The 19,123-nt window shown below is 69.4% G+C and carries 19 protein-coding genes; 13 read left to right on the plus strand and 6 right to left on the minus strand.

Annotation, left to right across the window (positions count from 1 at the left end):
* Nucleotides 1–28 precede the first annotated feature (28 nt).
* Nucleotides 29–256, minus strand: coding sequence for an acyl-CoA carboxylase subunit epsilon (locus ADL05_RS05090; protein WP_053615694.1), 228 nt, complete (start codon nucleotides 254–256; stop codon nucleotides 29–31).
* On the minus strand, nucleotides 253–1,863 hold the full coding sequence (locus tag ADL05_RS05095) for an acyl-CoA carboxylase subunit beta (protein WP_053615695.1): 1,611 nt from the start codon (nucleotides 1,861–1,863) through the stop codon (nucleotides 253–255). Before ADL05_RS05095 ends, ADL05_RS05090 begins: the two co-directional genes overlap by 4 nt.
* Nucleotides 1,864–2,199: 336 nt before the next feature.
* Between ADL05_RS05095 and ADL05_RS05100 the strand changes: the two genes are divergently transcribed.
* Nucleotides 2,200–4,761, plus strand: coding sequence for a phosphoenolpyruvate carboxylase (locus tag ADL05_RS05100; protein WP_053615696.1), 2,562 nt, complete (start codon nucleotides 2,200–2,202; stop codon nucleotides 4,759–4,761).
* 93 nt (nucleotides 4,762–4,854) lie between these two features.
* Here ADL05_RS05100 and ADL05_RS05105 read toward each other — a convergent pair whose 3' ends face one another.
* Nucleotides 4,855–5,475: a Uma2 family endonuclease gene (locus tag ADL05_RS05105; protein WP_053615776.1), complete on the minus strand. Its 621-nt coding sequence runs from the start codon at nucleotides 5,473–5,475 to the stop codon at nucleotides 4,855–4,857.
* 129 nt (nucleotides 5,476–5,604) lie between these two features.
* On the opposite strand from ADL05_RS05105, the gene ADL05_RS05110 reads away from it, so the two are divergent.
* The 6 genes from ADL05_RS05110 to ADL05_RS05135 all read left to right on the plus strand — a co-directional run bounded on the left by ADL05_RS05110 (nucleotide 5,605) and on the right by ADL05_RS05135 (nucleotide 11,316).
* Nucleotides 5,605–6,468, plus strand: coding sequence for a biotin--[acetyl-CoA-carboxylase] ligase (locus ADL05_RS05110; RefSeq protein WP_053615697.1), 864 nt, complete (start codon nucleotides 5,605–5,607; stop codon nucleotides 6,466–6,468).
* Nucleotides 6,469–6,543: 75 nt separating this feature from the next.
* Nucleotides 6,544–7,074 carry a PH domain-containing protein gene (locus ADL05_RS05115; RefSeq protein ID WP_053615698.1) on the plus strand — a complete coding sequence of 177 codons (531 nt, stop codon included), beginning with the start codon at nucleotides 6,544–6,546 and terminating at the stop codon, nucleotides 7,072–7,074.
* A gap of 141 nt (nucleotides 7,075–7,215) precedes the next feature.
* Nucleotides 7,216–8,208, plus strand: a complete 993-nt coding sequence (locus ADL05_RS05120; protein ID WP_053615699.1) for an adenylate/guanylate cyclase domain-containing protein — start codon at nucleotides 7,216–7,218, stop codon at nucleotides 8,206–8,208.
* A gap of 128 nt (nucleotides 8,209–8,336) precedes the next feature.
* Nucleotides 8,337–8,972 carry an MBL fold metallo-hydrolase gene (locus ADL05_RS05125; RefSeq protein WP_053615700.1) on the plus strand — a complete coding sequence of 212 codons (636 nt, stop codon included), beginning with the start codon at nucleotides 8,337–8,339 and terminating at the stop codon, nucleotides 8,970–8,972.
* Between the two features lie 153 nt (nucleotides 8,973–9,125).
* Nucleotides 9,126–9,692, plus strand: a complete 567-nt coding sequence (locus tag ADL05_RS05130) for an XRE family transcriptional regulator (protein WP_053615701.1) — start codon at nucleotides 9,126–9,128, stop codon at nucleotides 9,690–9,692.
* A gap of 79 nt (nucleotides 9,693–9,771) precedes the next feature.
* Entirely contained in the window at nucleotides 9,772–11,316 is a 1,545-nt protein-coding gene (locus ADL05_RS05135; RefSeq protein ID WP_082376112.1) for an FAD-dependent oxidoreductase, read from the plus strand.
* A 46-nt stretch (nucleotides 11,317–11,362) separates the two neighbouring features.
* Here the strand turns inward: ADL05_RS05135 and ADL05_RS05140 are convergent, their stop codons facing one another.
* The 3 genes from ADL05_RS05140 to ADL05_RS05145 form a co-directional block, all read right to left on the minus strand.
* On the minus strand, nucleotides 11,363–12,103 hold the full coding sequence (locus tag ADL05_RS05140) for a class I SAM-dependent methyltransferase (protein ID WP_053615702.1): 741 nt from the start codon (nucleotides 12,101–12,103) through the stop codon (nucleotides 11,363–11,365).
* 321 nt (nucleotides 12,104–12,424) lie between these two features.
* Nucleotides 12,425–12,613, minus strand: coding sequence for a DUF397 domain-containing protein (locus tag ADL05_RS29375; protein ID WP_082376113.1), 189 nt, complete (start codon nucleotides 12,611–12,613; stop codon nucleotides 12,425–12,427).
* Nucleotides 12,597–13,421, minus strand: coding sequence for a helix-turn-helix transcriptional regulator (locus ADL05_RS05145; RefSeq protein WP_053615703.1), 825 nt, complete (start codon nucleotides 13,419–13,421; stop codon nucleotides 12,597–12,599). Before ADL05_RS05145 ends, ADL05_RS29375 begins: the two co-directional genes overlap by 17 nt.
* Nucleotides 13,422–13,694: 273 nt before the next feature.
* Between ADL05_RS05145 and ADL05_RS05150 the strand changes: the two genes are divergently transcribed.
* From ADL05_RS05150 to ADL05_RS05170, 6 genes are all read left to right on the plus strand, one after another.
* Nucleotides 13,695–14,210: an ATP-binding protein gene (locus tag ADL05_RS05150; protein ID WP_197285687.1), complete on the plus strand. Its 516-nt coding sequence runs from the start codon at nucleotides 13,695–13,697 to the stop codon at nucleotides 14,208–14,210.
* Nucleotides 14,211–14,544: 334 nt separating this feature from the next.
* A complete protein-coding gene (locus ADL05_RS30995; protein WP_197285688.1) occupies nucleotides 14,545–14,697 on the plus strand; it encodes a hypothetical protein in 153 nt (50 codons plus the stop codon).
* 254 nt (nucleotides 14,698–14,951) lie between these two features.
* A complete protein-coding gene (locus tag ADL05_RS05155) occupies nucleotides 14,952–15,968 on the plus strand; it encodes a hypothetical protein (protein ID WP_231640600.1) in 1,017 nt (338 codons plus the stop codon).
* 17 nt (nucleotides 15,969–15,985) lie between these two features.
* Entirely contained in the window at nucleotides 15,986–17,311 is a 1,326-nt protein-coding gene (gene hisS, locus ADL05_RS05160; RefSeq protein WP_231640601.1) for a histidine--tRNA ligase, read from the plus strand.
* An 888-nt stretch (nucleotides 17,312–18,199) separates the two neighbouring features.
* Nucleotides 18,200–18,628, plus strand: coding sequence for a hypothetical protein (locus tag ADL05_RS05165; RefSeq protein WP_053615705.1), 429 nt, complete (start codon nucleotides 18,200–18,202; stop codon nucleotides 18,626–18,628).
* Nucleotides 18,625–19,095, plus strand: a complete 471-nt coding sequence (locus ADL05_RS05170; protein ID WP_053615706.1) for an ATP-binding protein — start codon at nucleotides 18,625–18,627, stop codon at nucleotides 19,093–19,095. Before ADL05_RS05165 ends, ADL05_RS05170 begins: the two co-directional genes overlap by 4 nt.
* Nucleotides 19,096–19,123 lie beyond the last annotated feature (28 nt).

A 19,123-nucleotide genomic window follows, 5' to 3' on the forward strand; every position in this document is an offset into this window, starting at 1 on the left:
TCGGTGCTGTGGTCGCGGGACACGGGGCTCACCGCAGGCTCCGGCGCCAGGTGCCGGGTCCGGGGTGGAGCCGGGGCCGCAGCGTGCGGGAGCGGTCCCGCCAGCCGGAGGCGGGCGCGGTCGGTGCCGGTGCCTCGGCGGCGGCCCTGGCGGCGGCCGCGTGTGCGCTGAGCACGGCGGTGAGCGCCGCGAGCTCCTCGGCGGTCGGTTCGCCCCGGACCACGACCAGGTGGGGCTGCTTCTCGTGCCCGGTCACAGCGGAATATTCCCGTGCTTCTTGGGCGGTAGCTGCTCGCGCTTGTTCTGCAGCGCCCTGAGCGCCTTGGCGACCTGGTCGCGGGTCTCGGACGGCAGGATGACGCCGTCCACGTAGCCGCGCTCGGCCGCCGAGTAGGGGTTGAGGAGCGTGTCCTCGTACTCGCCGACCAGCCGCGTGCGCTCGGCCTCGACGTCCTCGGCCTCGGCCAGCGTGCGCCGGTGCAGGATGTTGACCGCGCCCTGGGCGCCCATGACCGCGATCTGCGCGGTCGGCCAGGCCAGGTTGACGTCGGCGCCCAGGTGCTTGGACCCCATCACGTCGTAGGCGCCGCCGAAGGCCTTGCGGGTGATCACGGTGATGAGCGGGACCGTGGCCTCGGCGTAGGCGTACAGGAGCTTGGCGCCGCGGCGGATGATGCCGTCCCACTCCTGGTCCGTCCCGGGCAGGAACCCGGGCACGTCCACGAAGGTCAGCACCGGGACGTTGAACGCGTCGCAGGTGCGCACGAAGCGCGCGGCCTTCTCGGAGGCGTCGATGTCCAGGCAGCCGGCGAAGCTCATCGGCTGGTTGGCGACCACTCCGACCGACCGGCCGTCCACGCGCCCGAAGCCCACCACGATGTTGGTGGCGAACTGGGCGTGGACCTCCAGGAAGTCGCCGTCGTCGAGTACCGCCTCCACGACCTGCCGCATGTCGTAGGGCTGGTTCGCCGAGTCCGGGATGAAGGTGTCCAGCGCCAGGTCGGTGTCGGTCGCCTCGGCGCCCGCGGGGGACTCCGCGGGCAGGATCGGCGCCTCTTCCAGGTTGTTGTCCGGCAGGTGCGAGAGCAGGGTCCGGACGTAGTCGATGGCGTCCTGCTCGTCGGCGCCCATGTAGTGGGCCACGCCCGAGCGGGTGTTGTGGGTGCGGGCCCCGCCGAGCTCCTCCATCGACACGTCCTCGCCGGTGACCGTCTTGATGACGTCCGGACCGGTGATGAACATCTGGGAGGTCTCGTCGACCATGACGACGAAGTCGGTCAGGGCGGGGGAGTAGACGTGCCCGCCGGCCGCCGCGCCCATGATCAGGGAGATCTGCGGGATGACGCCGGAGGCGTGGGTGTTGCGCTTGAAGATCTCGGCGTAGAGCCCCAGCGCGACCACCCCCTCCTGGATGCGCGCGCCGCCGCCCTCGTTGATGCCCACGACGGGGCACCCGTTGGTGAGGGCGTGGTCGAGCACCTTGCAGATCTTCTCGCCGTACACCTCTCCCAGCGATCCGCCGAAGACGGTGACGTCCTGGCTGAAGACGGCGACGGGGCGTCCGTCGACCGTGCCGTGGCCGGTGACGACGCCGTCGCCGTAGGGGCGGTTGCGGTCCAGACCGAAGTTGGTGGATCGGTGTCGGGCCAGGGCGTCGAACTCCACGAACGAGCCGGGATCGAGGAGTGCGTCGATCCGCTCGCGTGCGGTCATCTTGCCTTTGGCGTGCTGTTTCTCGACGGCTCGCGCGGACCCGGCATGGACGGCTTCGTACCTGCGCCGTTGCAGGTCGGCGAGCTTGCCCGCGGTGGTGTGGATGTCGATCTCAGCCGCGGACAGCGGTTCAGGGGCTTCGTTGGCCATAACAGCTCAGGTTAGCCCTCGCGTGCCGACGGCCGGGAACCTGGCCCACGGTTTCCCGGCGGTCCGTGCGGCCGGGTCCACGTGCGGCGACTCAGGGGGGACGGGCGCGGAATGGTCCGCTTCGGTTCCGAGAACGGCGTGATTTCCTGTTCACGGAACCTCGGGAGTAACAATGATTAACGCGTTGGCAAAACCGTCAAAATACACCCCCGCGCACCTGCCCACGTGCGCGATCTCTGTATGGTCGGGCCTATGACAGCGGTAAGCGCAGAACGCGACAGTGCCCGGCAGGAAGTCCCCGAGCAGCTTCGGAATGACGTCAAACTGCTCGGAGAGATGCTCGGAACGGTCCTCGCCGAAAGCGGCGGAGCGGACCTCCTCTCCGACGTCGAACGGCTCAGGCACGCCGTGATCGGTGCCCGGGACGGCGCGGTCACCACGGAGGAGATCACCGCGATCGTCGCGGCGTGGCCGCTGGAGCGGGCCAAGCAGGTCGCGCGGGCGTTCACGGTCTACTTCCACCTGGCGAACCTGGCCGAGGAACACCAGCGCATGCGCGCCCTGCGCGAGCGCGACGACGCGGCCAACCCGCCCCGCGAGTCGCTCGCCGCGGCCGTGCGCGCGATCCGCGAGGCCGAGGGCGGCGAGGAGCGGCTCGACGAGCTGATCGCGGGGATGGAGTTCCACCCCGTGCTCACCGCGCACCCCACCGAGGCCCGCCGCCGCGCCGTCTCCACCTCCATCCTGCGGATCAGCGCCCAGCTGGACGCCTGGCACGCCTCCCACGAGGGCAGCTCCGCCGCCGCCGAGGCGCACCGGCGCCTGCTGGAGGAGATCGACCTCCTCTGGCGGACCTCGCAGCTGCGCTACACCAAGCTCAACCCGCTCGACGAGGTGCGCACCGCCCTCGCCGCGTTCGACGAGACGATCTTCGACGTCATCCCGCACGTGTACCGGGCGCTCGACGCGGCGGTCGACCCCGAGGCGACCGGGGTCCGCCCCCCGCGCGCGACCCCGTTCGTGCGCTACGGCACCTGGATCGGCGGCGACCGCGACGGCAACCCGTTCGTCACCTCCGAGGTGACCCGCGAGGCCATGAACATCCAGTCCGAGCACGTGCTGATCGGGCTGGAGAGGTCGTGCGACCGGGTGGCGCGCACCCTCACCGCGTACTCGAACCTCACTCCGGCCTCTCCGGCGCTGCTCGACGCCCTCGCCACCGGCAAGGCGGGCCAGCCCGCGCTGATGGCGCAGATCACCAGCCGTTCGCCCAACGAGCCGCACCGCCAGCTCCTGCTGCTGGCCGCGGCCAGGCTGCGCGCCACCCGCGAGCGAGACGCCGACCTGGCCTACCCGGACGCCGACGCCTTCCTCGCCGACCTGCGCCTGGTCCAGGACTCGCTCGTGGCGGCCGGCGCCGTCCGCCAGGCCTACGGCGAGCTCCAGCACCTCATCTGGCAGGCCCAGACCTTCGGTTTCCACCTGGCCGAGCTGGAGATCCGCCAGCACAGCGAGGTCCACGCGGCCGCGCTCGCCGAGCTGCGCGCCGGCGGACCGCGCTCGGAGCGCACCGAGGAGGTCCTGGACACCATCCGGGTGATCGCCTGGATCCAGGAGCGGTTCGGTGTGGAGGCGTGCCGCCGCTACATCGTCAGCTTCACCCGGTCGGCCGAGGACATCGAGGCCGTGTACGAGCTGGTGGAGCACGCGCTGGGGGAGCGGCGGCGGATCGTCCTGGACGTCATCCCGCTGTTCGAGACCGGCGCCGACCTGGACGCCTCGCCGCACGTGCTCGACGGCATGCTCAAGCTGCCCCAGGTGCAGCGGCGGCTGTCCGAGTCCGACCGGCGGATCGAGGTCATGCTGGGTTACAGCGACTCCGCCAAGGACGTCGGCCCGGTGAGCGCGACCCTGCGCCTGTACGACGCCCAGGCGCGCCTGGCGGCGTGGGCCGCCGAGCACGACATCCGGCTGACCCTCTTCCACGGCCGCGGCGGCTCGCTCGGCCGCGGCGGCGGCCCGGCCAGCCGCGCCCTGCTCGCGCAGGCGCCCGGCTCCGTGGGTGGCCGCTTCAAGGTGACCGAGCAGGGCGAGGTCATCTTCGCCCGCTACGGCCAGGCGGCGATCGCCCGCCGCCACGTGGAGCAGGTCGGCCACGCGGTGCTGATGGCCTCCACCGACAGCGTGCAGGAGCGCGAGCGCGCCGCCGCCGAGCGGTACCGGCCCCACGCCGACCGCATCGCGGCCGCCGCCCAGGAGGCGTACCTGGACCTCATCAACACCGAGGAGTTCGCGGTGTGGTTCTCCCGGGTGAGCCCGCTGGAGGAGCTGGGCGAGCTGCGGCTGGGCTCGCGCCCGGCCCGCCGCGGCGCCGCGCGCGGTCTGGGCGACCTGCGCGCCATCCCGTGGGTCTTCGCGTGGACGCAGACCCGCGTCAACCTGCCCGGCTGGTTCGGTCTGGGCACCGGCCTGGCCGCCGTGGAGGACCTGGAGGTGCTGCGCGCCGCCTACCGCGAGTGGCCGATGTTCTCGTCGCTGCTGGACAACGCGGAGATGAGCCTGGCCAAGACCGACCGCACCATCGCCGAGCGGTACCTGGCGCTGGGCGGCCGCGAGGAGCTGAGCGACCGCGTCCTGGCCGAGTACGACCGCACCCGCGACCTCGTGCTCAAGGTGACCGGGCACAGCCGCCTGCTGGAGAACCGCGCCGTGCTCTCGCGCGCCGTGGACCTGCGCAACCCGTACGTGGACGCGCTGTCGCACCTGCAGCTGCGTGCCCTGGAGGCCCTGCGCGGCGAGGAGGCCGACTCCCTGTCGGAGCAGGACCAGCAGCACCTGGAGCGGCTGCTCCTGCTGTCGGTCAACGGCGTGGCCGCCGGCCTGCAGAACACCGGCTGACCCCGCGCGCGGACCGCGCGGCGGCGCCCCCGTACCCGTCCGGGTGCGGGGGCGCCGCCGCGCTGTGAGCGGTCCGGCCGGGACCGGGCCGGTTCAGGCCGGGAGGCCGGAGGCGTCGAGCGTGAGGTCGAACGGCTCGGGCAGGTGGATGTCCTTGCCGAACGGGACCTTGGTGATGTCGGTATACCGACCGTCCTCGGGGCTGGAGAAGAGCGTGACTTCTCCACGCCCGGTGATGGGGTCCCAGCGGTCCACCAGGAGGTACAGGGGAATGTGTGCGTGCGCGTAGCCCCGGAGCTTGGCCCTGCGGTCCCTGTCCGCCGTGCTCTTCGACGTGACCTCGACTACAAGGAGAGCGTCGGCAGCGGAATGCTCGGGGGCGCGGTCCAAGATCCGGCCCGGAAGGATCACCAGGTCCGGAATGGACAGACTGCCGTGTGCCGGGATGCGCAGGTCGATGTTCTGGTGGACAGTGCACTCGCTGATCCGGCTCCCGTCACGGAACTTCTCTCGGAAGAGGCGTGTCTGGAGCTGGTCGATGATCTCGCTGTGTTCGTCCTTGGGGGGAGTCACGATGTGGATGTCGCCTTCGATGATCTCGGCCCGCCAGCCCTCGGGCAGGTCCAGCTGTTCCCAGGCGCGCAACACGACTTCCCAGTGGGACGGCACGGTGTCCACTGTCTCCGCTTCTGCTTCCGCTTCCGCGATACTCATCTGCCGCGTCACCTCCGGTAACCGGACGTAGCAACTCGCCATCATCGCTGTGCTGGTTCCAGGGTAACCGGCGGCGTTCCGGGGCACAGGGGTTTCCGGTTCGGGATTCGGCGCTGCTGTAATGGGGGCATGCCGAGTGACACCGAGACCTTCCCCCGCCCGCCGCTCGACGCCGCGGCGCTCAACGCCGCACTCGTCCGCCCCGGGAGGATGTGGCGCGGCGTCGAGGTGGTGCCCGCCGTGGGGTCGACCAACTCCGAACTGGTCGCGCGGTCCGCGACTGGGGCGCCGCACGGCAGCGTCCTGGTGACCGAGCACCAGACGGCGGGGCGGGGGCGGCTGGGGCGCGTGTTCACCACGCCGGACCGCGCGGCGCTGACCTTCTCCGTCCTGTTGCGTCCCCGGGTGCCGACCAACGCGCTGGGCTGGATCCCCGTGATCATGGGCGTGGCCGCGGTCGTCGCCGTGCGGCGGGTGTCCGGGGTGGCGGCCGTGCTCAAGTGGCCCAACGACCTCCTCGTTCCCGCCGCGGAGCGAGCCGGGGAGTCCGAGGAGGACGGCAAGCTCGCGGGCATCCTGTCCGAGGCGGACTTCTCCGCTCCGGACGCCCTGGGGGTGGTGGTGGGGATCGGCCTCAACGTCTCCCAGGACCGCTCCGAGCTGCCCGTGGACACCGCGGTCTCACTGCGGGGCGAGGGTGCCGCGAGCCTGGACCGGGGCGACCTCCTCACCGCGCTGCTGGAGGAGTTCGAGGAGCTCTACACCCCCTGGTCGGCCGCCGGCGGCGACGCCGGCGCGTGCGGTCTGGCCGCGGCCTACCGTGAACTCTGCGTGACCATCGGCCGTCGGGTCCGTGTCCACCTGCCCGGCGACGGACTGCTGGAGGGCGTCGCGGCCGGTGTCGACGGCGACGCCCGCCTGTTGGTCGACGGCCCCGAGGGCCGGACGGCGCTGAGCGCGGGCGACGTCGTCCACGTGCGGCCGGGCGGCTGAGCGCTCCCCCCGGTTGTCCACAAGCGGCCGTCGGAGGCCTCCCGCGGCGGGGCGGCTTGTGCCATGATCACCGTTATGGCTATCGCGGACCGATATCTCTCCGACGACGAGGAACTCGTCCACGTCGCCCGTCAGCACTGGACCGTCCTGGCGGGCGAGTTCGTGGCGCTGGCGCTCATCGTCGCGGTCGTCGGTGCCGCACTGTGGTTCCTTCCGTGGGATCAGGACTGGAGCCTGATCGCGATGGCCGTGGTGGTGGGCCTCGGCCTGGTCGCCGCACTCCTCTTCTGGCTGGTCCCCATGCTCAAGTGGTCGACCACCGTCTTCATCCTCACCAACCGGCGCCTGATGATGCGCGACGGCATCATCTCCAAGCAGGGCCGGGACATGCCCCTCACCCGGGTCAACGACGTCTCCTTCGACATCTCGCTCTGGGAACGCCTCATGCGGTACGGAACGTTGTCCGTACAGTCGGCGTCCGAGCAGGAGGGCATGGTCCTGCGCCGGGTGCCGAGGCCCCAGTGGTTCCAGTCCGAGATCTATCGACAAGTCAACGCCGTCCACATGGCCCAGAGACCGGGCGTCCCCCCGGACTACCAGGGCTGAGGCCGCCATCGGTGAGCGCCCGCCCCCTCGCGGGGAGTGACCACGGGCGTAAGCTGGTGGTGAGCCGGTGCCGCACCGTCGGCCGGATGACGAAGCGCTCGCTCCCCACCGCCGTGGGGACGGTCCTGTGAAAGAGAACGAATGCCGTCGCGTCCCGACCCGAAAGCGATCGAAACCGTCCTGCTCGGCGGTGAAGCGGTCTACACCAGGGAACAGGCGATCGAACTCGCCGGTGCCGAGCCCGAGATCGCCGGGCGCGTCTGGCGCGCCCTCGGCTTCCCCGCCCTGGGCGACGACTCCGTCATCTTCGCCGAGAGCGACGTCGAGGCCCTGCGCATCACCAACTCGCTCCTGCAGGAAGGCGTGCTGGACGAGGAGGGCGTGGTCCGCTTCGCCCGCGCCATGGGGCAGACGATGGCGCGGCTGGCCGACTGGCAGACGAGCATCCTGAGCACCCTCATCTTCAAGGAGGGCGACACCTCCGCCGCCAGTCCGCTGATGAACCACGTCAAGGAGCTGCTGCCGGACGTCGAACGGCTGCTGCTGCACATCTGGCGCCGCCAGCTCGCCGCGTCCACCGCCCGCACGCTGGCGGTGATGTCCAACGGCGACGACGTCGTCCCCAACTACTACCCGCTGATCGTCGGGTTCGCCGACCTGGTCTCCTTCACCACCCTCAGCCGCGAGCTCGACGAGGTCGAGCTGGCCGAGGTCGTGGAGGGCTTCGAGGCCACCGCGGCGGACATCGTCGCCTCCGGCGGCGGACGCGTGGTCAAGACGCTCGGCGACGAGGTGCTCTACGTCGCCGACGCCCCCCAGCAGGCCGCCGACATCGCGCTGCGGCTGGCGTCGGGGGTCAAGACGCACGTCGAGGTGCCCGACGTCAGAGTCGGCGTGGCCTACGGCCCGGTCCTGACCCTGCACGGCGACGTCTTCGGCACCACCGTGAACCGCTCCAGCCGCCTGACCTCCTTCGCCCGGCCCGGCACCGTGCTCATCGACGACGCCCTGGCCGAGAGCCTCTCCGACCACGACGATCTCCAGGTGGTCAAGGTCCGGGCCCGGCACGCGCACGGACTCGGACTCATCCAGCCCTACGCCCTGCGCCGCAACTTCGAGCCCGGCGGTCACTGAGACGGGGATACGCGTGTGCGCGCCGTGGGCGGGGGATAAGGTCGACGTGGCAGGACCAGCAGGACCAGCAGGACCAGCAGGACTGGGGCACCTCCCGGTCATCTCCTCAGACGTCAGGTGGTGAACCCGTGCATGACTCCTCCCCCGTCCAGCGCCTTCGGACCTCGGGCATCTTCAGCCTGGAGGGCGGCGAGTTCGACGTCGAGAACAACGTGTGGATCGTGGGCGACGGCGAGCACGCGATCGTCATCGACGCCGCGCACGACCACGAGGCCATCGCCCGGGGGCTGGGCGACCGCGAACTGATGGCCATCGTGTGCACCCACGGGCACAGCGACCACGTCAACGCGGCGGTCGCCCTGGCCGAGCTCACGGACTCGCCCATCCTGCTCCACCCCGACGACGCCGAGCTGTGGCACCAGGTCCACCCGGCGCGCGAACCCGACGCCCCGCTGCTGCACGGCGAGGTGCTGCGGGTCGGCGGTATGGAGCTCTCCGTGCTGCACACGCCCGGGCACACCCCCGGAGGTGTGAGCCTCTACGCGGCCGAACTCGGCGTGGTCTTCACCGGCGACACCCTCTTCCCGGGTGGGCCGGGCGCCACGGGGCAGCCGTTCTCGGACTTCCCGACGATCATCGCCTCCATCCGCGACCAGCTCGTGGGCCTGCCGGGGGAGACGGTCGTCCACCCCGGCCACGGCGAGTCCACGACCATCGCCGAGGCCGCGGCGCACCTGGACGACTGGGCCTCGCGGGGGTTCTGACCCCGCGGGACCGGAGGCCGCTTCCCGGCCCGAACCCGGCCCCGCTGAGCGCGGCCCCGCGCCTCGACGCAGGTCACGCCCAGGGAGTAAAGAAATATGTAGTGTTGGCCAACTCCATTGTGGTCCGCGTCAAGGGCTGTTAGGTTCGCCAGCGTGGTGAACGACACATCCCCCGCCGCCATCGGCGCCCGGCTCCGCCGCCGCAGGCGGGCCCTCCAGCTCACGCTCCGGGACGTGGCGGACCGGTCCGGTCTGACCGAGGGCTACCTGTCGCAGATCGAACGCGACCAGGCCAACGCCAGCGTGCGCGCGCTCCAACGGCTGTGCGCCGTCCTCGGGCTCCGCGTCGGCGACCTCTTCGACCAGGACACGGCCTCGGCCGGCGCCGTCCTGCGCTTCCGCGACACCCGGGGACTGTCGTTCGGTGAGGACGCGACCAAGGTCAAGCTCACACCGCCCGCCTTCGACCACCTCGAAGTCCTTCTCGGCCACTTCGCCCCGGGCGGCTCCACCGGCGTGGAGCCCTACACCCACGGCGACTCGGAGGAACTGCTCCTGGTCCTGTCCGGCGAGGTGGAGGTGTGGGTCGGCGAGCAGCGCCACCGGCTGGGCGCGCTCGACTCGGTCCACTACCGCAGCAGCGAACCGCACCGCGTCACGGAGACGACGGGACGCGACGAGGCCCGGGTGCTCTGGGCGATCGCCCCGCCCACGTACTGAGCACCGCGACCGGAACCGGATCCGGTCACCTTCGGCCGCCCGCCGTTCGGGCCGCCGGTCCACACGACGGGAGACTCCGATGACCGCCTATCGCAACGGCGAGGTCTCGCACTGGATGCGCGCGTCCGCCCCTCCGGCCGCGACCGAGACCGCGCCGCCCTCCGCGGATTCGTCCGCGACGGAAGCGCCGCCCGGGACGAACGCGCTACCCGAGAAGGCCGGGCCGCCCGGGACGGACGTGCCACCCGGGACGGACGCCGACCACCGGTCGTCCGCGCCGCTCCCGGAACAGCAGGACCTGGTGATCGTCGGCGGCGGGCTGACCGGCCTGTGGGCCGCCTACCAGGCCGTCGTCGAGGACCCGGACCGGTCCGTCACCGTGCTGGAGGCCGAGCACGTGGGCTACGGCGCCTCCGGGCGCAACGGCGGCTGGATGTCCACGCTGCTCCCGGGCAACCGCGCCGTCTACGCCCGCGCCGCCCGCGCCCGCGGCCTCGACGGCGCCGCCGAGGTCGCCGCCTTCCAGCGCGAGATGAACGCGACCATCGACGACACCCTGCGCGTCCTGGCGGAGGAGGGCATCGACGCCGACCAGCACAGGGGAGGCCACCTGCAGATCGCCACCACCCCCGCGGCGCTGAAGCGGCTGGAGCGGGCGCACGCCGCGAACCTCGCCCACGGCTACCACGCGTCGGAACTCGACCTCCTCGACGCCGACCAGGTCGCCGAGCGCGTGGCCGTCGCCCCGGCCCTGGGCGGGCTGTACTACCGGCCCACCGCCCGGGTCGACCCCGCCAAGCTCGTCCGGGGCCTGGCGCGCGTCGTGGAACGCCGGGGCGTGCGGGTGCTCGAAGGCACCCGCGTCACGCGTATCGGGCCCGGCCTGGTCACGACCGCCCGCGGCGACGTGCGCGCCACCACGGTCCTGTGCTGTCTGGAGGCCTACTCCGGGCAGGTGGAGGGCGACGTGCCCGGCCTGGGGCGGCGCGAGGTCATCCCCGTCAACTCCTCGATGATCGTCACGGCCCCGCTTCCACGGGCGGTCTGGGAGCGGATCGGGTGGGAGGGCCGCGAGTGCCTGAGCGACGCGGCGCACACCTTCGTCTACGCCCAGCGCACCGAGGACGGCCGCGTCGCGATCGGCGGGCGCGGCACGCCCTACTCCTACGCCTCGGGTACCCCCGGCCCCGGGGTGGTCGACGCCCGCACCGTGCGCACGCTGCGCGACCGGCTCCGGTTCTTCTTCCCCGACACGGACCTCACCGTCGAGCACGCCTGGCGCGGCGCGATCGGCGTGACCCGCGACTGGTGCGCCGGGGTCTTCTTCGACCCCGCGACGCGCGTCGGCGTCGTCCGCGGGTTCGCCGGGCACGGAGTGACCGCGGCCCGCCTCGCGGCGCGGACCCTCCTGGACCGCGCGGCCGAGCGCGACACCCCGCTCACCCGACTGCCCTGGAACGACCACGACTCCGGCCGCTGGGAGCCCGAACCGGTCCGGTGGGCCGGTGTGCACGCCATGTACCGGCTCTTCGGGGTCGCCGACCGCTGGGAGGAGAGCAGGCACTCCCAGGAGACCTCGCTCCTGGCCCGCTGCGGGTCCCGCCTGGCCGGGCTGCACGAATGACGTCCACCCATGCGGACACCCCCCGCGCAACCGCGTTCGACGCCGCTCAGCGACCGGGCTTCTCCCACACGGACACGTGCTCGGTGCTCTCGTGCGTGAACGGCTTCCTGTTCCAGTCCTCCCAGCGCTCCACCAGCCGCATACCCGCGATGCGTGCCATGAGGTCCAGCTCCGAGGGCCACACGTAGCGGAACGGGATCGACCAGACCGACCCCTTCCCGCTGTCCACGGTGACGTAGTTGGAGCTCATCGCCTGGGTGGCGCAGTCGTAGACGTCGAAGGCCCACTGCGTGCCGCTCTGCCCGAACGGGAGCACCTGCTGCCCGGCCGGCAGTCGGCGCAGCTCGGGCACCCCCACCTCCACCACGAACCGGCCGCCCGGCCGCAGGTGCGCGGCGGCGTTCTCGAAGCACGCCACCTGCGCGTCCTGGGTGGTGAGGTTGCCGATCGTGTTGAACACCAGGTACACCAGGGAGCGGTCGCCCTCGACGCGCGTGGAGGCGAAGTCCCCGATCGTGGTGGCCACCGCGTCCGCGCCCGGCTTGGCGCGCAGGCGGTCGACCATCGCCCGCGACAGGTCGATGCCGTGGACCGGGACACCGCGCCGTGCCAACGGCAGGGCGATCCGTCCCGTGCCCACGCCGAACTCCAGCGCGGCCCCGTCCCCGGCCAGCTCCGCCAACAGGTCCACCGCCGGTGCGACGGCTTCGGGGGCGAACATCGCGGCCGACGAGTCGTCGTAGTCGGCGGCGATCTCCTCGCCGAAGTACCCGTCGTCATGTGTCATTCGGGGACCGTAACCCGGCCGCGCGCGGCCCCGCACCCGGTTTTCACGCCCAGAGATGACCGGGAACGCGGCGGGGGAGTTCGGCGAGGCACGCCTCAGCGTCACCCTGGACGGCACCATTGGGCACACACGTCACGTTGCTGAAGGGACCTCCCGGGGGCGGTTCCTTGGACTGACGCTGCGGGTGGTCGAGCCCTGAAGGACGACCCCCTGGGGCTCAGCTCTCGTGGAGGTATCCGTCGAGGATCTTGGTCCAGTTGTTAGAACGTCGCGATGCCCCCGAGTGAAGCCAAACTCGGGGGCATCGGGAAGCCAAGGAAGTCAGAGAAGGCTGCTCTTCACATCACTGAGGAACGTAGTCCAAGCCTCGGTCGTGTAGTCGATGTGGCCAAGTCCCCGATTCTGTGTGTCCCGCACCAGGACGGTCGCTCCCTCGGCCACCTCAACACAGCTCCCTTGCGAGGCGCTGTAGCTGCTCTTGTGCCACTGAGGGTCACGTTTCGTTGTCATCGAGTTCTTCCTTGACCTTCCTGATCAGATCCCGGCTCTCGCGAGTTGAGAGCGCCTCGCTTTGCAAGAGACCGAACACCGCCGCGCAGTGCTGCACCTTGTTCATCTCATCCATGAGCTGCTCACCCCCCATGTGCTCCGCCGAGACGAGCGTGGGCTTGTCCGGAAAACCGTAGATCCGGAAGGGGCCTGCTCCACCATGATGGAAGCTGGGGCGTGGAGGAACGACCTGGAGCCGGATGACCCCCTTGTCGATCAAGTCGAGAAGGTACCCCAGTTGCTCCCTTAGTACATCCGTACCCCCGATGGGACGGTAGAGGACCTCGGCCTCGACCACTACCGAGATCTTAGGCGGATCGTCCTTGCTCAGGATCTTCTGCCTGCGCTCCCGGGACTCGACCATGTCTTCCAGCTCGGTCTTCTTGGCCAGCGGCGTGGTGTCACGCAAGACCGCTGTGGCATAGCGGACGGTCTGGACGAGTCCTGGGAAGACAAGTGGCTGGTACTCACGCAGCTCGGACATCAACGCTTCAAGCTGCTCAACCTCTTCATACCAGTCTGGAAGAGCTGATGGTGTATTTGCGGTGTTCCAAGCACGCAGAACTACACCGGATGTCTTGTAGAGGAGGTCGAGTTCCCTCGCCGCCTCCTCTTGCAGCCCCCGGGTTCCTCTCTCCCATGCCGAGACCGTAGACGGAACCACCGCCATCGCCTTGGCCGCTTGGGCTTGGGTCATCTTGGCGCGCCTCCGAGCCTTGGTGATCTCGGCCCCCAACCGCCGCCACTTCGGGTTTGGCTTTCGATCCATGGACGCTCCACTCGACCAGACCTCTACCAACAAGACCGATACAACGCGATTCCTCTTCCAAGCTCTACAGGTTCGACCCGATCGTGACCCTGTGGTGATCTCTCTAGCGGAAGCGTTCGGAAGCATTCATGGTGTTGCTCACAGAGGCGCACAGTGACGAGCCGCAACCAACCGAGTCACGGGCTCGGTCTGGTCGCCCCGGGGAGAGGACTGCGGCTACTCGTAGCGACGATCCGGAATGTGATGGTGATTTTTGTGGGGACAGTGATCACAATGGACTCCAGCCAGGACCGAGAGGTCCGGACCGAGGCCGAACCACGGCCGCCAAGGCGATCCACCAATCCACGCGAACGTGCCCCGATCGACGTAGAACAAGCCATCGAGCACACCGGTTCAGTGGTGATCGTTGAGGGTCTGCCGGAGCAGTCCGCCGTGGTCCGCCGCCACATCCTGTCCCGCGTCTCGTGGCGTCAGCGGGAAGCCGAGTCGCTGCTCCTACTCGCCAGCGAACTTTTCAACAACGCGATCACGCACACCCGCTCAGGTGACCCCGGAGGCGACGTCACCGTCGCGATCATCAAGATTCAGCGGCGCGTCCAGATCAAGGTCATCGACCAAGGCCCGCGCCATCAAGAAATCGCGAACCCGCACGTCCGCCCCCTACAGCCCGACCGCCCGGGAGGGCTTGGGCTTCGGCTCGTCGCGACCCAAGCGAACCGATGGGGCACCGTTCACCACGAGACGGGGACCACGGTGTGGTTCGAGATTGACCGCGACGCCCGGAGGTGACCCGGAATGGTGGGAGACCCCGGCGAAGACGAGCCGTTCAGGAAGACTGCGGCGCTTCTCCAGAAGTATGCCGGAAACACGTGGCTTGTGTTCTGGGGGTCGGAGTCACGCCAGTACTGGGCGTTCAGGCGAGGAGGTACCTCCTCGCTCATCCTCTCCCACTCCGAACCGAGCCAGTTATACGCACTGTTCCATCAACGGGCGACTCCGGCCCTCAGAGAGCCGGTGAGAGAGCCGTTCGAGCGAAGCACATGACAAGCCCCGTACACCAACCGGTGTACGGCCACGCCCTGCCGCTTCGAGGCTGGGCACAAACGAAGGAAGGACACCGTTCATGGACGCCATCACGCAGGGTCCGACGACTTCCGACCTGGCCGAGCTGACGGCCATCATGACCCGCACCCTGCCCCAGCTCGGCATGGACCGCATGACCGCGCCGCAGGTCGAGGAGACCCTGTCCTGCTCGGCGCTGACCGCGCACTACTAGGCCGACGACATACAACGCGAACAGGAGACACCTGAGTGAGTAAGTGGGAACGGGTCACAGCGCTCTTCGCGAACGGCGCCCGTTCGCTCGCGCCTGCGGACGAGCTGTCCTTCGCCGATCTGCTTCGGGCCAACCGCATGCCCCCCTCGATGTTCCAGGCATACGAAGTCCCCGGAGATGGGAGTCTTCGACCCGTTCCCATCACTCACACGCTCGGGCAGATTCCGGAATCGAGCACGGTGATCCTGCAATGTATGCGCAATACCGATGTGGAGCTCCTGCCCTTCACCCTGCATACCCAGGAACACAGCGCCGATCCCGTTGCCGCCATGTACGACCTGCGGTACGCCGAGAAGGACCCGGAGCATCGGGTCCACCTCCTGGACGACGATCAGCTCCGCGAGATCGTGTTCACCAAGATCGCCGATTTCCTGAGCGTGTACCGGGTAACGCCTCCGCTCGTTGCGGGGATCTCCGGGGGCGGGGATTCCAGCAGCATCGTGCGCGGCCTGGTCCGCTACGTCTCCGCAGAAGAGCTTTGCTCTGACCAGGTGCTGTGTTTCACGGTGGTCCTGGACCCCCTGTGGCGAGGGACCGCCGCCAACCGGGCTCGTGACCTGTGTGAGGGGTACGGGTTCGGCCACCGAGTGCTCCACCCCGAGGACATCGCCTCCCTGTTGGGCATGTCCGCTTCCCCCGAGGCCCTTTGGCGTGAGATCAGGTCCACCTACGGCGCGGACGCCAGTCATTTCTTCGGGACCTGGTTGCTCAACCTGGTCGGACGGGCATTGAACCGGGAAATCGGCGGTAGTTCTCTGCTGATGGGCTACAACCGGGAGGACGTCATGGCGGAGCTTCTGTTCTGTCTGATGAACGGCCGCCGCCCACTGCCGTACCCCAAACGCCGTACCGGTGACGTGGACTGTCTCATGCCGGTCTGGGACGTGCCCAAGGTGCTGCTGGACTCCTGCTACCCCCAGGTGAGCGAGGTGAACTACTCCGAGCGGATCGACAGCACCGCCCCGCGACGGTCCTCGATCTACTACCAGGCCCACGCCCTGGACGCGATCGTCCCCCAGATGTCCATGTCGCTGATGACTGGAGTACGCGACCTCATGGACTCCCTCAACGGCTGGGAGACGTTGGAAGCGATTGACGGCACACCTCTGCTGCACACCGGTCATGGAGATCCTGAGGAACGGAAAGCGCTGGTGAACATGCTCGTCCGGTACTTCCCGGACTGGTCGGTCGGCGAAGCGGACCCGCAGTAGTCTGGCGCTGTCCAAACATGCACGACGGCACGGGAAGCGGCATCAACATGGCTAAGGCGCAGGCACCCTCAGGAACGCGGGACTTCCTCGCGGACGACCTGAGGCGCAGGAGGGCGGCCATCGCCGACGTCTCAGAGGTCTTCGAGCGTTACGGGTTCGACCCGTTGGAAACCCCCGCGTTCGAGCGGATCGAGGTGGTCACCGGCAAGTACGGTGAGGAGGCGTCCAAGCTCCTGTTCAAGATCCTGCGCCGGGGCGTTCACGAAGCCAGCGGTCAACCCGACCTGGCGCTGCGTTACGACCACACTGTGCCGCTGGCCCGCGTCATCGGCACCCACGGCTCCAAGCTCCCCTCGCCCTTCAAGCGGTACGCGATCGGGCCGGTGTGGCGGGCCGACCGCCCCCAGGAGGGTCGGTTCCGCGAATTCGTTCAGTGCGATGTCGACACGGTGGGTTCTACGTCCCCACTGGCTGATGCCGAGGTCGTGCGCGCCATCGCCGATGGCCTCGACGCCTTGGGAGTAGAGCGCTTCCGGTTCCTCGTCAACAGCCGCGAGGCCCTGCGCGGCTTGTTGGAGGTCTACCAGGTGGAGGAGAACCGCGGGGACGGGGTCCTGGCAACACTGGACAAGCTCGACAAGGTCGGTGTGCAGGCCGTCGCCAAGGAACTCGTTGACGAACGCGGCCTGGACATGTCCACCGCTGAGAACCTGGCCGAAGACGTGGCCGCCGACGACGCGGACCTGATCCGCGCCAAGCTCGCCACCACCGAACGCGGACAGCGGGGCCTCACCGAGATCGACAGCCTGTTGGAACTGACCGCAGACCTGGGAGGTCGTGTCGTCTTCGCCCCGCGCATGGTGCGCGGTCTGGACTACTACACCGGTGCCATCTGGGAAGTCGAAGCCGAAGGCTTCCCCGGTGCGATCGCGGCCGGCGGCCGCTATGACGGCCTGGTGGCCTCCCTCGGCGGTCCCGACACACCCGCCTGCGGTGGCTCTATCGGAATCGAACGCATCCTGGCCATGCAGGGCCCGGAAGACACCGAGCCGCGCGGTCTGGACGTAGCCCTGACCGTGTTGGGCGGCGAATCCGATCTGATGCGTCTGGCGGGCGAGCTGCGCTCACACGGTCGGCGCGTGGGCCTATTCCTGGGGTCGTCACGCAAGCTCGGCAAGCAGCTCCAGTGGGCCAACGCTCAGCACGCCCGGTTCGCCATCATCTACGGTGCCGACGAACAGGCCGCCGGCGAGGTGACCGTCCGCGACATGGAATCCGGCGAACAGACCCGCAGCCCCATCGCCAATGCCTCCTCGTACCTCCAGGAGCTGATCGAGAGGTAGGCCCCTTGGCCGCGCCCGCCCTCCACCCCGCACGGTCACCTTCACCGGCATTCCGGCGCGGCCTCTTGCATGAGGCCGCAGCGCGACTCGGGGCCGATCTCATCGAATCGAGGCAGGCTCCTGCGGGAACACGCCCCTCGTTGGGGATGCCGACAGATCGAGGCACGTGGGCGCGGATCAGTTGGCACCGCCCCGGCGACATCTTTCCGCGCGAGTTCAGCGGTCTGGAAGCGTCCACGGCCGTGGATAGCTGGGGGCGCATGCCCAGAGGATTGGATGCGGCGAAGCTCTGGGAATCGGCTTACCCCGTTCCCGAGTTGGCTGTCGAGATTACGGGGCGATTGCACTCCCTGTCCACCCGTGACGGGATTATCAGCCGTGTGTGGGTGTGCGCGAACCGCGTGCTGGGGGCGCGCAAGCGAGGTGAGAGTACCGCTCAGGCGGACCACGCTCATCGTTCGGGCAGGAGACTTCTGCAGGACTTGGCTGTCTGAACCGACAGAACAGCCCACACGCACGAGCATTTGCACGCCCTCAAGTTCCACCGCTAACGTCCGCACGCGTCAGGGCAGTGTCTCCATGGGAAGCACTGCCTTTACTCGTGTCTGTGGCGGTGTGAGCAAATGATTTCGAATCGGGCGAAGAGGATACTTCTGGCGGGCCCGCGATTAGAAGCGCATCCATTATTCTGTGGGCTCTGAGCTGGGGTGATGCCTACCCCATGAACTTTTTTCTTCCCGGGTTCGAAGAATAGTTCGCCTTGGCGTCCCGCGTGCCCTACTCTTCTACCCAAACACACAAGTTCATACACGGAGACCCCGCGACGGTTGATTGCCGTCCGGGGTCGTGGCCAGCAATTTCAAACCTTTAACCACAAGGATTGCCAGCATGCGCGATTATAGCGCGGCCTTCCTCGCCCTTGTCATGGGCACCGTGAAGGCCCTCCTCACCCCTGCTCGCGGTCGGCACGCCGCCGCCCGCCGACGCCGCTCTACCCGGGTCCGTCGGTACGCTCCGCTGCCCGCTGTCGAGTCGGCACGGAAGCAGGAACTCCGCACTCCCCGCCTCGCCCGTCCGAGCGAAACCCTCCCCGCCGACGACGTCGCGCTCGTGCGCCCCTCCTATCTCGTCCAGGAACGCCGCCGCGCGCGGGAACGCGACCTCGACCGGATCCAGGCGCAGGCGAACGCCCGCCTCCAGGCGTGGATCCCGCAGCAGCGCTCCGCTCCTTCGACCCCCGGCGACCTCCTCGCCGCACCGAGCGCCCCCGTGTTCACCGCTCCGAGCGCGCGAGTGCGAGTGGGGGCGGCCGTATGAGCACGGCGATGATCACCCTCCCGGCCTACCTGTGGCCCCACCGCTCCTACCCGGGCGACCTGCGCGAACTCTCCCGGGTCCGGGCGGACCTCGCGCGGGACCTGTGGGGCATGGGAGGGGCCGACCTCATCGACACCGTGCGGCTGGTGACCAGCGAACTCTTCGCGAACGCCGCCAAGTACGCCCGACCGGGCGCACGCGTGGACCGGGTCATGTCGCTCTCCCAGGGCCGGAGACTGCGCATCGGGATCTTCGACGCCGGTGACGGCCCCACACGTCCCCGCATCCCGACCGAGCGCACCGACGCCGCGTGGGACTGGGCCGAGGGCCAGCGCGGCCTGCTCATGGTCTCCCGGCTCGCTGACGGCTGGGGCTGCCATGCCGTTCCGGAATGGCCGGGCTTTCGCACCCAGGTCTGGGCGACCTTCGACGTCTGGGCGGGCGACGAACCACCGGTTCACGAGTAGTGACCCCGCACAAAGGCCCGTGGCCGGA

Origin of the sequence: Nocardiopsis sp. NRRL B-16309, from assembly GCF_001279585.1 — a bacterium.
In the GTDB taxonomy this organism is placed as follows: domain Bacteria; phylum Actinomycetota; class Actinomycetes; order Streptosporangiales; family Streptosporangiaceae; genus Nocardiopsis.